Source organism: Aggregatilinea sp., from assembly GCF_036822615.1.
GTDB lineage: Bacteria > Chloroflexota > Anaerolineae > Aggregatilineales > Aggregatilineaceae > Aggregatilinea.
In genome coordinates this window covers 19,415-34,008 of sequence record NZ_DAISHJ010000047.1, presented here as the reverse complement: position 1 = coordinate 34,008, position 14,594 = coordinate 19,415, and the positions used below count along the sequence as shown (strand labels likewise).

The window sequence follows — 14,594 nt, the reverse complement described above, 5'->3', positions numbered from 1 at the left end:
AAGCCGCTGACACGAATTGCGCCGCCCGCGTGGGGCGGTTCCGGGAGTTGGGCGGTGAGAAAGAGTATTCGCATGGAGCATTCCGTCAGGTGAGTGCAAATCTAACTACGACGCGCCGACGGCGCGATAGACGCCAAGCGCGATCTCGGCAGTGCGCTGCCACGTAAAGCTTGACGCACGGGCCGGACCCTCGACGTGCAGGCGGTCACGTAGGGCGCTGTCTTCGAGCGCACGCCGCAGGCCGTCCGCCACCGCCGCCGGATCACCGGGAGCGACCAGCAGGCCCGCCCCGCCGACGACTTCTGGCACGGAACTGCGATTCGAGGCGACAACCGGCGTGCCGCAGGCCATCGCTTCGAGCGCGGTCAGTCCAAACCCCTCGTAGTGCGAGGGCAGCGCCAGCAGGCTCGCGCCGTTGTAAATCGCGGGCAGGTCAGCATCGTTTATATCATCGCGCCAAATGACGCGGCCCGCCATGGTGAGTTGTTCCAAGCGGGCAAGCAGATCGTCTGCCTGCCAGCCCCGGCGACCGACCAGCAGCAGGGGCGGCAGATCGGGCAGGGCGGGTCGCAGCAGATCAAGCGCATCGAGCAGGCCGCCCAGGTTTTTGCGCGGTTCGAGCGTGCCGACGAACAGCAGGTATTCGGATGGCAGCGTGAGGCGATCGAGTGCGGCGCGTACGGCGGCAGGATCGAGCGGGTGATATTGGGGATCGACGCCCAGTGGGTGCACCGTCATCTTGCTGGGTGGAACATCCAGCAGATCCGCGACGTCCGCGCGTGTAGCCTTCGAATCGACCAGGATGTGATCGGCGGTCTTCACGGCCCACCGGATTTGATCGTTGTAGGTGCGGCGGCTGTCGGCGGTCAGAAACTGCGGATAGTGCAGAAAGTGCAGATCGTGCACCGTGATCACGCGGCGGCGCGCGCCGCCCATAGGCGGGATAAAATCAGGGCTGTGCAGCACGTCCAGGCGCAGGCGGACCAGCTCGGTGGCCAGCGCCGAGCGTTCGAAGCGGTGGTGGCTGGGCGTGAAGGCGTCCACTCGGTGGAAGTTGGGCCCAGGTGCGATCGTCTCAGCCGCGCCGCGATGGTGGATGACGCGATAATCGGACGCCGGATCGAGCGCGGCCAGCGCGCCGATCAGGTGGCGGGTGTAGGCGGCGATGCCGCCGGTACGGTAGTAGGTGAGACGTGCATCGATTCCTATGCGCATGGGGCAAGTATAGCCGACGCGCGGGCGGTGACAAGAGCGGAGGATCTGATTCAGGCTGTGGAGTACGACCCTGTAACCTGCCGGGACCGCAGCCCCCTGGACCCCGGTATTGAGAGGGAAATGGGTGCGGCTCGGGCAGTTGAAGACCTCCGTGAAAGTCTATGTTATAATGCGCCACTGTAACGATACCCTGTAGTGGTAGGAGTAACACCATGGACCTAGCGCAAGCGGCCCGCATGATCGAATGGCTGGACGAAGAGCGACGGCGTGACCGGGCGACTATCGCGCAATTGACTGAGCGCATCGAGCAGCAAAACGAACAATTCACCCAGATGATGCGCCGGTTCGACGGATTGGAAGGCGAGCAATCCGCGATGCGGGCGGCGTTTATGCCTGCCGGGCGCGAGATGGAAGTGAGCGAGCAGCTTCGCAGCGAGTTCCAGCAGTTGATCGAAAACACCGAAAGCAAGCGGCTGGTAGCCGAACGCGAAGCCGAGCGCAGGGCTGAGATCGCACGCGAGAGTGTGGCGCGGCTGGTGCGCGACCTGGCTGACCGCACGGACAAACTGGAACGCGCGCTCGAAGAACTGCCCGCCGCGCGGGTCGAGCGGGATCGCGTGGCGTCGGCGCTGGCTGCCGTGCAGCAGCGCATGGAAGATCTCGCCAAGAAGATGGAAGATCCCGAGCGCCGTATCACCTTCCTTGAAGAACAGCGCCGTCAGGATTCGCGTCGTATTTCCGACGTGCAGTCCGAACTGCCGGAAATGCAGAAGCAGATCGATGGCATCCGGCCCAAGCTGGACAGCATGGAAGCGATGCTGCTGCGCAACGAAAAACGCGTGTTGGAACTGCAAGGCGCGGAGCGCGACCGCCGCGAGGAGGTCCAGCAGTTCATTGACCAGCAGCTTCTCCAGCTTCAGCAGCGCGACCAGAAGGTCGAGGAACTGACCAAGAGCTTCGGCGCGTATGACGACGATATGAAACGGTACATGGAGCGCTTCGAGTCGTGGTCGGAAACGCACCGGCAGATGAAAAAGAGCGTCGAGGACTTCGAGCGCATCGGGGAGCGGTTGGGACGCCGCATCAACGAAGTGGCCGAGATGCAGCGCCTGTCGGAAGAACGCTTCCGCCAGGAGTGGAACGACTGGATCGCGGACGACCAGAAGCGCTGGAAACAGTTCACGCTGACCAACGACGAAGCATGGCGCAACCACGACAAGCAGCTTGAACAGTACCGGCACACGGTAGAAGGCGTGCAGGCTGCGCTCGATCCGCTGAAGACGAGCCTGGATCGCATGTGGCAGATGGAACGCGCGAAGGGGCAGCTTTACCGCGAACGCTATCAGGCGCTGCTGCTGGAATACGATCAGCCCTCCAGCGCCAGCGCACCCGCGCCTGCTGCCGCGACGCCATCCAGCAACGGCGGGTAGGGACCGGAATTCGGGAAAAAAGCCTATACCCGCAGAAAGTGTGAGACAAAAAAACGGGCGAGTGCATAAACTCGCCCGTTTTTCGTGCGTGTAAGAGGAAACTCAGGCGGTGACCAGGACCGGCTCGCGGCGGATGTTCGCGCCCAGGGCGTGCAGTTTTTCTTCGACGCGCTCGTACCCCCGGTCGATCTGGCCGATGTTGCGGATGGCCGTTGTGCCGCGCGCGCACAGCGCCGCGATGATCAGCGACATGCCCGCGCGGATATCGGGGCTGCTGATATCCGGCACGCCGCGCAGCACGGTCGGACCGTGCACGACCGCGCGATGCGGATCGCACAGGATGATGCGCGCGCCCATCTGCGTAAGCTTGTCGGTGAAGTAGAAGCGGCTGTTGTACATCCACTCGTGGAACAGCACCGTGCCCGCTGACTGCGTGGCGACCGTGAGCGCGATGCTCATCAGGTCGGAGGGGAAGGCGGGCCAGGGCTGCGCTTTGATCTCCGGGATCTGGTTGCCCAGGTCGCGCTCAATGACGAGCGACTGCCCGCGCGGCACGAGAATATCGTTCCCCTCGGCTTGCCACTCGACGCCCAGGCGCCGAAAGACCAGCGCGGCCATGTCGAGGTAATGCGGGTCGGCTTCACGGATGCGGATTTCGCTGTCGGTGACGACTGCCGCGCCGATGAAGCTCACGACTTCGAGATAGTCCGCCCCGACGCGGAACTTGCCGCCGTGCAGCCGCTCGACACCCTGGATAACCAGACAGTTCGTGCCGATCCCCTCGATCTGTGCGCCCATGCCGTTGAGCATGTTGCAGAGATCCTGCACGTGCGGCTCGGAGGCTACATTGCGCAGGCGGGTCGTGCCCTTCGCACGGACGGCGGCCATCAGCGCGTTTTCCGTCGCGGTGACGCTGGCCTCGTCGAGCAGGATGTCCGCGCCGTGCAGCGTTGGGGCGCGCATGTGGAACGTGCCGTCGAAGTCGATTTCCGCGCCCAGCTTGCGCAGCGCGAGGATGTGCGTATCCAGCCGCCGCCGCCCGATCACGTCGCCGCCGGGGGGCGGCATTTCGAGCGCGCCCGTCCGTGCGAGGACCGGCCCGGCAAAAACGACCGAGGCACGCGTCTGCAAACACAGACTGGGGGGCAGGGTAGAGGTGGTGACGTCCCTGGCGTGCACGCGCACGCGGTGGTCGCTCAGCATCTCGATGTCCGCGCCCAGACTGCGCATCAGGTCATACGTGACGCGCACATCCGCGATGTCGGGCATGTTGGTCAGGATGATCGGCTCGTCAGTCAACAGGCAGGCGGGCAGCATCTTCAGCGCGGCGTTCTTGTTGCCGCTGACGGTGACCTCGCCTTGCAGCCGGTGGTTGCCTTCGATCACAAATTGCTCGCGCATGATAATCGCCTCGCGGAGAGGCTAGCCTCCTAGATCCAGCGTGACGATATCCCCCAACTTCGCGTTCAACTGCTGCGCGGCGCTGCCCTGGTTGACGCCGATCTCAAGCTGACCGGAACTGCCGACCAGGACCGTCATTGTGCCAGGATCGACCGCGCCATAGGTGCGGTGAATCCTGTCCAACGTGCGACCCCTGACCGTGATACGGCTGCGGGCTGCATCCACAGCGCACACGGCATCTCGATCCGCGCCAAACTGCGGCGCGAGTTCGAGTGTCTCGGGCGCGGTCCATTGCAGCTGGCCGATGCTGGTGATCACGTTGCCGAAATGGTCGATGTGGATGACTTCGCCGGTAATCTGTTCCGAGCCAACGGTGAGCGTGGGATCGGGCAGCTCGACCAGTTCCGGCACGGTGGGGCCAAACTCGGTGATCGGGACGCCGCTCGCCAGGTATGCCGCGCCAGGGCTGAAGATGTCGCGCCCGTGGAACGTGGCGCTGCGGCTGGTGTGATAGTAGGCGTCGTTTTGCAGGATGACCGCATGCTGCACGTTGAGCAGGGGGAGTACGTAGCTAAGCACGCCATTGTTGGGCGCTACATAAATGCCGTGATCGGTTGCAACCGCGATCGGCTCGCGGGCCGTGCCCACGCCGGGATCGACCACGATCAGGAAGACGGTATGCGCCGGGAAGTGACGGTAGGCGGTCATCAGCACGTACGCAGCCTGCCGCACGTTTTGCGGCTGGATGGCGTGCGTGATATCGACGAGGTGGGCGGACGGGCAGATCGACAGGGCGACGCCCTTCATCGTGCCGACATAGGCGTCGGAGAGACCAAAATCAGTCAGAATGGCAATTAACGGTATTGTGTTCATGCCGCTGATTGTACCAGCGAACCCTGCCTGGGCAAGCGAAATTCTTTGCTTGTGTGGGAAGCACGAGGTATAATTACACCTTAACTGGCCGGTGTCAAGAAATGCGGTACAATAAGGCGATAAGAGAACAGAAGTTCGATTACCCGTCTGCGGTTGAAAGCATGAAAGGCCAGCACCTCGATTTCCCGGCGATCAATCACGATGGCATAGACTGAAACTCCGATCATCCCGCTGGATCGATCCTTAGGTGTGATGTGTGGTGCAGCCGTTGGAGTGGTGCGTGGGGTGACAAGGCTTCAGGAGGATTAAGTGGCGGAACAGATTCAAACTTCACGGCAGACAGAAGACAATATTCGCGTCTTGGAAGGACTCGAAGCCGTCCGTTTGCGCCCCGGCATGTACGTGGGTGGCACCGATATCCGGGCGCTGCATCACCTGATTTACGAAGTGGTAGACAACGCCATCGACGAAGCGCTGGCAGGCCGGTGCGACACGATCGGCATCACGCTGAACGATGACGGCTCGGTCTCGGTGACGGATAACGGCGGCGGTATCCCGGTCGGTATGCACCGGCAGAAGGGCGTCTCAACGCTGCAAGTCGTGATGACCACGCTGCACGCGGGTGGTAAGTTCGACGGCGCGGCATACAAGGTGTCGGGCGGTCTGCACGGCGTCGGTGTGTCGGCGGTGAATGCACTTTCCCAGTGGATGGTGGCCGAAATCTGGCGCGACGGTAAGGTGTGGCGGCAGGAATATGCGGCAGGTATCCCGCAGACGCAGGTCGAGCCGGTCCGCGACATGGAACCCGGCGAACCGACGGGTACGCGCATCACCTTCAAGCCCGACGACACCATCATGGAAGATCTGGACTTCAATTACGGCACGCTGGCCCAGCGCTTTCGCGAGATGGCGTTCGTGACGCGTGGCATCAAGATCATCCTGCGCGACGATCGGGTCAAGCCGTTCGGCAAGGAGATGACGTTCTACTTCGAGGGCGGCATCCGCTCCTTCGTGCGTTACCTGGACCGCAACCGTACGGCGCTGCACGACCCGATTTACGCCGAACGCGAGATGGAAATCCAGTTCGAGGAAAATAACGGCCACAGCCGCCCGGCGTTTACGATCGGGGTGGAAGTGGCATTCCAGTGGACGGATACTTCGACCACGACCGAGCTGTACTTCGCCAATACGATCCATACGCCCGACGGCGGCAGCCATCAGGCGGGTCTGCGCGCAGCGATCACGCGCTCGATTAACCTGTATGCGCGCAAGGCGGGCTTCCTGAAAGAGAAGGACGCGAACTTCTCCAGCAATGATACGCTGGAAGGCCTGACCGCCATCGTGAGTATCAAGCACCCCGATCCGCAGTTCGAAAGCCAGACGAAAGTTAAGCTGATGAACCCGGAAGTGCAGGGCGCAGTGTCGCAGGTGACGTCGGACGCGTTCGCGGAATTTTTGGAGCTGAACCCGCGTGAAGCCAAGCGTATCGTGGACCAGTGCATGACCTCGATGCGCGCGCGTGACGCGGCGAAGAAGGCGCGCGATCTGGTGCGCCGTGGCGCGAACCTGCTCGAAAACACGACGCTGCCCGGCAAGCTGGCGGACTGCTCGGAGCAGAACCCGGCGCGGTCGGAGCTGTACATCGTCGAGGGTGACTCGGCTGGCGGCTCGGCCAAGCAGGGCCGCGACCGGCATTTCCAGGCCATCCTGCCGCTGCGCGGTAAAATCCTGAATACCGAGCGCGCCCGTCTGAACAAGATTCTCGACAACAACGAAGTCAAGGCGCTGATCTCCGCGCTGGGCGTGGGCATCGGCGACGACTTCAACATCGAGGGGCTGCGCTACGGGCGGATCATCATCATGACGGACGCGGACGTGGACGGCGCGCACATCCGCACGCTGCTGCTGACGTTCTTCTTCCGCTATATGGTGCCACTGATCACCGACGGCCACCTGTACATCGCGCAGCCGCCGCTGTACCGTGTGCAACGGGGTAAGAACATCCAGTATGCTTACACCGACGAGGGGCTTCAGGCGATTCTGAAAGCGTCGTCGAATCCGGAGAAGGTCTCGCTCCAGCGGTACAAGGGTCTGGGCGAGATGAATCCCGAGCAATTGTGGGAAACGACGATGGACCCGGCCAACCGCACGCTGCTCCAGGTGACGATCGAGGATGCCGCCGAGGCGGATCGCGTCTTCGATATGCTGATGGGCAGCGCCGTGCCGCCGCGCAAGCGTTTCATTACGACGCACGCGAAGAAGGCCACGCTCGACGTTTAGGGCTTAGACCCGAACAAGCACCTGAGCAAAAACAACGGGCCTGACATTGCGCAGGCCCGTTTAGTTTCCGGCCACGAGTGAGATCGATTAGATTAACTGCACGAGGCTGTTTTCGGCCAGCACGAAGCGGTGCGTGTTGGGCTTCTTGGGCTCGTGAATGACCGTGGCGTTGTCTGCGATCAGGCTCGCGTCGATGCGTCCGTCAATGTTCTTGATGGTGCAGCACGCCATCACGATGCTGTGCTCGATCTCGCTGTGCTCGATGACGACATTGTTTCCAATCGACGTATAAGGACCTATGTAGGCATTGGAGATGATGACGTTATTGCCGATGATCGCGGGGCCGCGCACTACACTGTCGATAATACGCGTGTTTTCGCCCAACAAAACGCGGTGCGAAACATGTGACTCGCCCTCGACGCGCGGGTCTTGAAGATCGACGGGGGTGAAGGGCAGCTGCTCAAGGATAAGCTGGTTGGCGAGCATGATCGAGTCCGGCTTGCCCGCATCGATCCACCAGCCGTTGACGATGTAGGGAATGACGCTTTTGCCCTGGTCGAGCAGGTACTGGATCGCGTCGGTGATTTCCAGCTCGTTGCGCCATGACGGCTTGATGTGGTCGATGGCGTCGAAGATGTCTGCGCGAAAAACATAGACGCCCGCAACGGCCAGATTGGTGGGCGGATCTTTCGGCTTTTCGACCAGACGCACGATCTTGCCGCCGTCCAGTTCCGCAATACCAAACGCACTGGGGTTTGGCACTTCGGTCAGCGCCAGCGCCGCGCTGGCACCGGTTTCCTGGAACTGCTGGTAGAGCACATCCATGCGATCCTGGAAGACATTGTCACCGAGGTACACGATAAATGGCTCATCGCCTACGAATGGCTGGCAGAGCTTGACGGCGTGCGCCAATCCCTTTGGGTTGGTCTGCGCGATGTAGGTCAGCGGTACGCCCACAGTGTCCTTGCCGTCGCCGAGTCGTTCGCGGATGGGCGAGTCCAGACTGTCTACGACCAGACCGATTTCGGTCGCGCCCATTTTAGTCAACGTATCGATGGCGTATTGGAGCAGGGGCTTGTTAGCAACCGGGACCAGTGGCTTGGGCATTGTCAGGGTGACGGGATACAACCGTGTGCCTTTGCCTGCACACAAGATTACCGCTTTCATACGTTCGCTACCTGCTTTCTTGTCCAGTGCGTATTGTGCTGCGAGGGTTGGTCACAACTCACCGCAGATGCTAGCGCAGCGCGCGGAGAGCCGCAAACCGGCGGCAGCGATGCAAAGTCTGATAGCAGGCTGACATTTCCCGGATGTTTCGCCCTGTGCTACAACTTCCGGTAAAAGTTATGCGTAAATAGAGGTGGATACCGCTCCGGTTTCATTTCGGCGGTCGTTATACGTGGTATGATCGGGCTGGTTCAAGGGTGAAAAGCATGTTTCAGCACAGCTCTCGTGGCACAGCTGTATGGCTGGTAATCGTCGGTCTTGCGCTGGCGCTCACACTGATCACCGGGGAAGTACCCGCTGCGGCAGCGGCGCTGCTGATGGCCGGCTACCTCGCGCTGGCCTATGTCGTGACGCGCCGCGTGCAGGTTGGCTCGATCATCGAATCACTGCCCCGATCGCCGGTTCGCCGCCCTGAAATGTCCGAGGTTGCGCGTGAAGCGGTAGGGCGGGCCAGCTCGCATCCCCGGTTCGATCCGCTGGTGCGACTGCTGGACGTCGGCCTGATTGTGGACGAACACCGGCCCGATGGCGTGTCGCTGCGGCGCGGGCGGTTCATCTCGCTGGACGACGACGGCATCCGCCCGTTCGCTATCGTGGACGTGCCCGAAGGGATTGGGGACCGTATGGCGCGCATCCGGTTCGAGATCCGGGACGAAAACGGGAAGCCGCGTTACATCTACGAAGACGATAAGTGGCTGAACGCGGGCGAAAATATCCTGCTGCCCGACTACCGTTTCCCTATCAGCAGTAACGAGACGGCGCTGGATGCCGGGACGTGGATCATGCGCGTCCAGGTCGATGGCGGCATGCTCGGCATTCACAACTTCAATCTATCCCCTTCACTGAGCGAGCGCCGCCGCCAGCTGTCGCCGGACGGCGAACTGCGCGAGCGCGTATGGCGCAGCGAAGATGAAGATATCTCTCTGCCGTTGAGTCTTGAAGAACTGCTGCGGCAGCAGAGCCAGCAGCACCGCGTGAGGTAAAGCCGTTTCCCATGAACGCCGTCATTTTTCTGCTTCTTATTATCGCATTTCTGGCGGTCCTGTTCATCGTGACTTCTTCTACGACGACGCAAGCGCCATCGCGGCGGAAGCGCACGGTTGTTCAGGAGGTCGCTCCCATGCAGGCAAATCCGGCGGCGTTGACCGCCATGCGGCGGGCCGGATACCGGGCGGACGCGTCTTACGTGCAGGTGGCGGATATCGGTCTGCTGGCCTACCGCAACACGGATGATGGCAAGGTGCTCCGGTCTGGCGATGTGCTGATGGATACCAAGTACCTGCGTCCGTTTGCCGAGCTGTGGCTGCCATATGACGCCGCGGGAAGCGTGCGGTTCGAAATCGCGGACGCGGACGGACGGCTGCGCTATGCGGACGAGGAGCAGTATGAACTCCAGCGCGGCGTCAATACGATCCTGCCGGGCACGTGGCTGCCGCTGGAAGGTAAAGCCATCGAACCGGACGAGCAGTGGACGCTGCGGCTGCGGGCAAGCGATACGCTGCTGGCGGCGCACCCCTTCGGCTGGGAACCGGTAGGTGGCGGCGTGATCCAGCGGTTTGTGGCGGGCGACGGTGAGCTGAGTCCCGCGCTGCGCGAAGCGATTATGCGTTCGTCGTCGCGCAGCGCCATGAGCCTGTCGGAACTGCTGTCCGATCAGGACGAATAGGTGCGGTAGATACGAGTTTATTGGAATGTACGGTGTCCAGATGACAAAGCGGAAGTCAAAGCGGCGGCCCGGTCAGGCAAAAGGCGTGCTGCATCCCTCGATCAGCGCGATTGTCGGCAGTACGATCATCGCGGCACTGGTGCTGTACGCCGCCGTGACAGGTGAGGTGTGGATCGCGGCGGGCTGGGGCATGGCGCTGATGCTGGTGTTCCTGGTTGGGCTGGCGATCTATTTCTGGGGCGTCCTGATGTTTGGCGGCACGTTGAGCGCGCTCAAGAGCGACCGGTCCCCTATCCCGTGGTCGTTTGGTGACATTGAAACGGCTGAGTACAACATCGATCCCGGCCTTGAACTGATGTCCGCTGGCGTGCTGGCGTACTACACGGGCAAAACGCGATTTGAGACGTGTTTTCGCACGGTTCCGGCGCGGGGACTTCGCGCGATCCGGCCCTTTGTGATGGCGCGGACCGGCCTGCCGGAACTGCGCACGTTTGAGTTCGAGCTGGTTGACACGCACGACCAGATTCGCTTCCGGCAGCAGGTTGACTGTTACCTTGAAGACGGACCGGAACTGGTGATGACACCTGATCTGGCGGCGCTTCCGGTGGCTTCCGACGAACGTGGCGAGATATGGTCCTGGCGCGTGCGATCCGGCGTGACTATTTTGACGACATTCAGTATTTACCTGAGCGACGACGCGCCCTCGCGCGAGGCGCTTCAGGACGACGCGGGCGGTCATCATGGGTTACTGCGTGCGCTGCTGACCGAGTTCGCCGCACGCGAAGCGGCTGTCCCGCACGATGAAAGGCTTCAGGAGGGGGTATGAGCAGAGAAAGCTGGTGGGGAAGCCCTGCACAGGTTTCGACCCGGCTGCGGCTCGAAGTTGAACTGATGCGTGCGACGTTTGCGGATACCTTCCGGCTGGTGGTGCCCAAGCGAGATCAATTGTATTGGCTGGGTGAGGTGGAAATCAACCTGCGCGGTATTCCACAGCGGCAACACACGGTCAAAATCCTTTATCCGGCGGAATATCCCAATCGCCCGGCGGAAGCTTACGTGTTGAAGCCGAGCGTTTACAGCGAAAAACACCAGTTTGAAGACGGGCAGTTGTGCCTATTCAACCCGAAGGACGGGGTGACGTACGGCTGGAATCCCAGCACATCCACGGCGGTGACCGTCGCGGGCTGGGCGATTGAGTGGCTGTATTCCTATTACACCTGGCGGTCCACGGGCGTTTGGCCTGGGGTGGAGGAGCAGATGCCCCCCAGCAAGGCATCGCGTAACAGAAGGAGACAGCAGTGAGCGAGGTCAGGCAGGACAGCCAGAGATACGACATGCCGCGCGTCGTCGTGGCACAGCGGGTGATCGACAAGATCACACGCGGCGCGCTGCTGTATCCTGAGCCAGAAACCGGCGAAGCGATGATCGGGCTGGTCGTGCCGCGCCCGGGGCAGTCGGAGCCGGAAATCTACATCCTCGATACGATCAGCCCCGGCGAGCGCGCCGTGCGCGAGTGGGGCATGTTCGAGCAGGGCGATGACTGGCAGGGCGACGTATTCCACTGGCTGTACATTAACTGGGAAGTCTACCGCGAGCGGCGTCGCGGCTCGTATGGAAACGCCGTCGCCGCGAAGTGGGACGTGCCGCTGGCACACGTGGGCGACTGGCATAAGCAGCCGGACGATATGATCGAGCCATCCGGCGGCGACTTGATGCAGGCGCGCCGCATGATCAACGACTCGGAGACGCCGATCGAGCAAGTGGTGGCCCCGATCGTGACCATGTACTCGCTGAAGTGGGTGAAGTCTACGGCGGAAATGGCTGCCGTCAATGTGTCCGATCAGGACGAAGACGCCCCCGAGGGTGACGATCCGGCGGTAGACGCGGAAGCGAGCGAGACCCCACAGCCGGAGCCGCTGCGGGCGATCGATTATGCGATGGGACCTGTGCCGCCGCCGCCCGCGCCGGGGATCGTAACGGTCGAGCGGCCCAACGAGGGCTGGTTGATCCGCATCGATTTCTGGTACACGAGCAAGCGCATGAAGCGGTTTGCGCGGCTGGTCCCTGAAGTGTGGTCGAATGACCGCCTGCCGGGACTGCCTCCGCTGGCGTGGCATCTGGCGCATCCGCGCCGCTTCGACCAGGAATACAGCCTGCTGACGCAGGCCGGATATGAGGTGGACATCGTGCGGTGGGATGCGGATGGTCAGCCGCCGTATGAGATTTGCTTCTCGGTGTTCAAGCCCGGCAGCCGCCACGCGATCTTGCTAGTCACGTCGGCGGATTATCCGACCTCGATGCCCGCTGCGCGCGTCGCGCCGATGGTCACGGCAAACGAGGACGAGGATCTGTTTGAGAAGCTGTACGATGCCTCGTCGCCGCTGCTGATCACGCAAATGCCGGAGTGGCCGTGGGATTCCAAGCGTACGCTGCTGGAACTGATGTGGCACTTCGAGAAGACGTTGAAAGAGGATAGTGTCGTATGACCTGGGACCGGGTGGAGCGGTTGTTGGGAGAAGATGTGCTCAGTTTTTTGAGCACGCAGACGGTTGGTATTATCGGCCTGGGATCGGGCGGAAGCTTCGCAGCGGTCAGTCTGGCGATGAGCGGCGTGGGGCGGTTCATCCTGGTCGACGACGATTCGCTGGAGCCCACCAACGTGGTACGCCACGCCGCCGACCGGCGCTATCTCGACCAGCTTAAGGTTGATGCGGTGGCGGATCTCATTCGCCAGCGTAATCCGGCGGCGGAAATCAAGGTGGTCGCGGGCCGGATCGAGGATCACACCGACCTGTTCGACGAGATGGATCTGGTAGTTTCGGGCGTGGACAGCGAAGGTCCGAAGTATCTGATCAACCAGATGTGCCTGGAACACGGGCGCACGGCCATCTATGCGGGCGTCTATGAGCGCGGCGAAGGCGGCGATGTGTGTGTGATCGTGCCGGGCGAGGGGCCGTGTTACGCCTGTTGGGCGGAGCATCTGCGCGAAGGTCTGGCCGATCCCGGCGCAGAGCCGGAACTGGATTACGGGATGATCGGGCCGGAAGGCACGCTGGCGGCGGAGCCGGGTTTGTGGCTGCACGTCGTGCGTATCGCTGCGACACAGGCCGACCTTGCGCTGAACGAGCTGGTTCAGAACTTCGACGTGCACCGCGAAATGCCGGGGAATACGGTGGTGCTGGCGAATACCTGGCTCGAAATTTACGAGGGGCAAACGACGCTGCCCTACAGCGCCGAGTGGCTGACCATCCCCCGCAACCCGGACTGCCTGGTTTGTGGCCCGAAGCACGCGCAGAAGGACAGCGCTCAGGTTTCGCTGGACGACCTGATCAGTCTCGGCCAGGTGTCGTACGAACAAGATGAGAATGAGAGCAGCCAGTAGAGGCTGACGACGTAAGAGGATATCCAGATGACTGACGACAGGACCCCGCCCGTTGAAAATGAAGTGCCGGTGACGCCGCCTGAGGAACCCGCTGCGCCGCCGCCCGATGTTAATATGCCGCCGGACAGCGCTGCCGATCTTGCGCCGCGCCTGGAACGGCTGGGCGGCGAACCCGCGCCGGATATCACGCCGGAGGAGTTCGCGCGGCTGCAAGAAGCCGGGCAGATTCACATCGACCCACGCGGACGCGTACGTACCACGCGCCGAGATGAGACCGACGCCGGGATTTCGCTGCGCAAGCGGCGCGCGTGGTACGGATTATGAGTGGTACGCTAACCATTGAAACTGTACGCGCGGCGATGGCGCTGCGCGAGTTCGACGCGGCTGCGGCGCAGGAATTAATGGCGCCGCAGCCGCGCCCTCTGCGCCGGTCGTCGGCCACACCCGGCCAGCCGCGCCTTGCCAGCACATTGATTCTGCTGTTTCCCGGCGACGAAGGGCTGTCGCTGGTATTGACGCGCCGCGCGGAACACCCACATGACGTACACAGCGGCCAGATCAGCTTTCCCGGCGGCTCGCAGGAGCCGGGTGAAACGCCGCAGGAAACGGCGTTGCGCGAGGCCAACGAGGAAGTTGGGTTTGCGGGTGACGCAGAAATTCTGGGGACGCTCACGCCGATCTACATTCCGCCCAGCGATTTCCGCGTGGTTCCGGTGGTGGCGTACAGCGCAACGCACCCGGCCTGGGTGATCGATCCCGCCGAGGTTGCGTCGGTGATCGAGTGCCCCCTGGCGATACTGCTGGATGACCAGCTCAAGGTGGTGGAAGACTGGGATTTACGCGGCTACCAGATGCGCGTACCGTGGTACGACATTCAGCATAATCAGGTGTGGGGCGCGACGGCGATCATGTTGAGCGAGCTTGAGCAGCGCCTGCGTGCCGTTCAGGGAAAACCACGAGAAACCGCCCAGCATGCGGGAGACTGAAAAAAGTTGTTCCAACTTCGTATAAACTGCGTAACCCTCACTTGCGTCTCGGACTTAGGCATGGTACATTGCGGTGACTCGTGACAGTTAATTTTCCTGTCCTATCAAAACGTTGCGTCTAATTCAGACGTGTG

Annotated in this window: 14 protein-coding genes; 10 read left to right on the top strand and 4 right to left on the bottom strand. The window is 62.1% G+C overall.

Translation table 11 applies throughout. The annotated features are described in order from the left end of the window. Window positions 1-105: 105 nt before the first annotated feature. On the bottom strand, window positions 106-1,215 hold the full coding sequence (locus tag V7116_RS14310) for a glycosyltransferase family 4 protein (protein ID WP_324392618.1): 1,110 nt from the start codon (window positions 1,213-1,215) through the stop codon (window positions 106-108). A gap of 212 nt (window positions 1,216-1,427) precedes the next feature. Between V7116_RS14310 and V7116_RS14305 the strand changes: the two genes are divergently transcribed. Then, window positions 1,428-2,645 (top strand): hypothetical protein, encoded by a 1,218-nt coding sequence (locus V7116_RS14305; protein WP_324392617.1) that lies wholly within the window; start codon window positions 1,428-1,430, stop codon window positions 2,643-2,645. Window positions 2,646-2,747: 102 nt separating this feature from the next. Here V7116_RS14305 and murA read toward each other — a convergent pair whose 3' ends face one another. Together murA and V7116_RS14295 are read right to left on the bottom strand one after the other, a co-directional pair. Next, window positions 2,748-4,046 carry a UDP-N-acetylglucosamine 1-carboxyvinyltransferase gene (gene murA / locus V7116_RS14300; RefSeq protein ID WP_324392616.1) on the bottom strand — a complete coding sequence of 433 codons (1,299 nt, stop codon included), beginning with the start codon at window positions 4,044-4,046 and terminating at the stop codon, window positions 2,748-2,750. A 21-nt stretch (window positions 4,047-4,067) separates the two neighbouring features. After that, the gene (locus V7116_RS14295; protein WP_324392615.1) at window positions 4,068-4,919 is read right to left on the bottom strand and encodes an SAM hydrolase/SAM-dependent halogenase family protein; all 852 of its coding nucleotides are present in this window, start codon (window positions 4,917-4,919) and stop codon (window positions 4,068-4,070) included. Between the two features lie 309 nt (window positions 4,920-5,228). Here V7116_RS14295 and gyrB point away from each other — a divergent pair, with 309 nt between their 5' ends. Continuing rightward, the gene (gyrB, locus tag V7116_RS14290) at window positions 5,229-7,199 is read left to right on the top strand and encodes a DNA topoisomerase (ATP-hydrolyzing) subunit B (protein ID WP_324392614.1); all 1,971 of its coding nucleotides are present in this window, start codon (window positions 5,229-5,231) and stop codon (window positions 7,197-7,199) included. An 87-nt stretch (window positions 7,200-7,286) separates the two neighbouring features. On the opposite strand, the gene V7116_RS14285 is transcribed toward gyrB, so the two are convergent. Then, on the bottom strand, window positions 7,287-8,366 hold the full coding sequence (locus V7116_RS14285) for a glucose-1-phosphate thymidylyltransferase (protein ID WP_324392613.1): 1,080 nt from the start codon (window positions 8,364-8,366) through the stop codon (window positions 7,287-7,289). 266 nt (window positions 8,367-8,632) lie between these two features. Between V7116_RS14285 and V7116_RS14280 the strand changes: the two genes are divergently transcribed. From V7116_RS14280 to V7116_RS14245, 8 genes are all read left to right on the top strand, one after another. Beyond that, window positions 8,633-9,409 (top strand): hypothetical protein, encoded by a 777-nt coding sequence (locus tag V7116_RS14280; protein ID WP_324392612.1) that lies wholly within the window; start codon window positions 8,633-8,635, stop codon window positions 9,407-9,409. 137 nt (window positions 9,410-9,546) lie between these two features. Then, on the top strand, window positions 9,547-10,092 hold the full coding sequence (locus V7116_RS14275) for a hypothetical protein (protein WP_324392611.1): 546 nt from the start codon (window positions 9,547-9,549) through the stop codon (window positions 10,090-10,092). A gap of 40 nt (window positions 10,093-10,132) precedes the next feature. Then, a complete protein-coding gene (locus V7116_RS14270; protein WP_324392610.1) occupies window positions 10,133-10,918 on the top strand; it encodes a hypothetical protein in 786 nt (261 codons plus the stop codon). Continuing rightward, entirely contained in the window at window positions 10,915-11,394 is a 480-nt protein-coding gene (locus V7116_RS14265; RefSeq protein WP_324392609.1) for a hypothetical protein, read from the top strand. Before V7116_RS14270 ends, V7116_RS14265 begins: the two co-directional genes overlap by 4 nt. Beyond that, entirely contained in the window at window positions 11,391-12,578 is a 1,188-nt protein-coding gene (locus tag V7116_RS14260) for a hypothetical protein (protein WP_324392608.1), read from the top strand. The genes V7116_RS14265 and V7116_RS14260 overlap by 4 nt, the downstream gene beginning before the upstream one ends. Further along, window positions 12,575-13,474: a HesA/MoeB/ThiF family protein gene (locus V7116_RS14255; protein ID WP_324392607.1), complete on the top strand. Its 900-nt coding sequence runs from the start codon at window positions 12,575-12,577 to the stop codon at window positions 13,472-13,474. Before V7116_RS14260 ends, V7116_RS14255 begins: the two co-directional genes overlap by 4 nt. A gap of 27 nt (window positions 13,475-13,501) precedes the next feature. Beyond that, entirely contained in the window at window positions 13,502-13,798 is a 297-nt protein-coding gene (locus tag V7116_RS14250) for a hypothetical protein (RefSeq protein WP_324392606.1), read from the top strand. After that, a complete protein-coding gene (locus tag V7116_RS14245) occupies window positions 13,795-14,460 on the top strand; it encodes an NUDIX hydrolase (RefSeq protein WP_324392605.1) in 666 nt (221 codons plus the stop codon). Before V7116_RS14250 ends, V7116_RS14245 begins: the two co-directional genes overlap by 4 nt. Window positions 14,461-14,594: the final 134 nt, after the last annotated feature.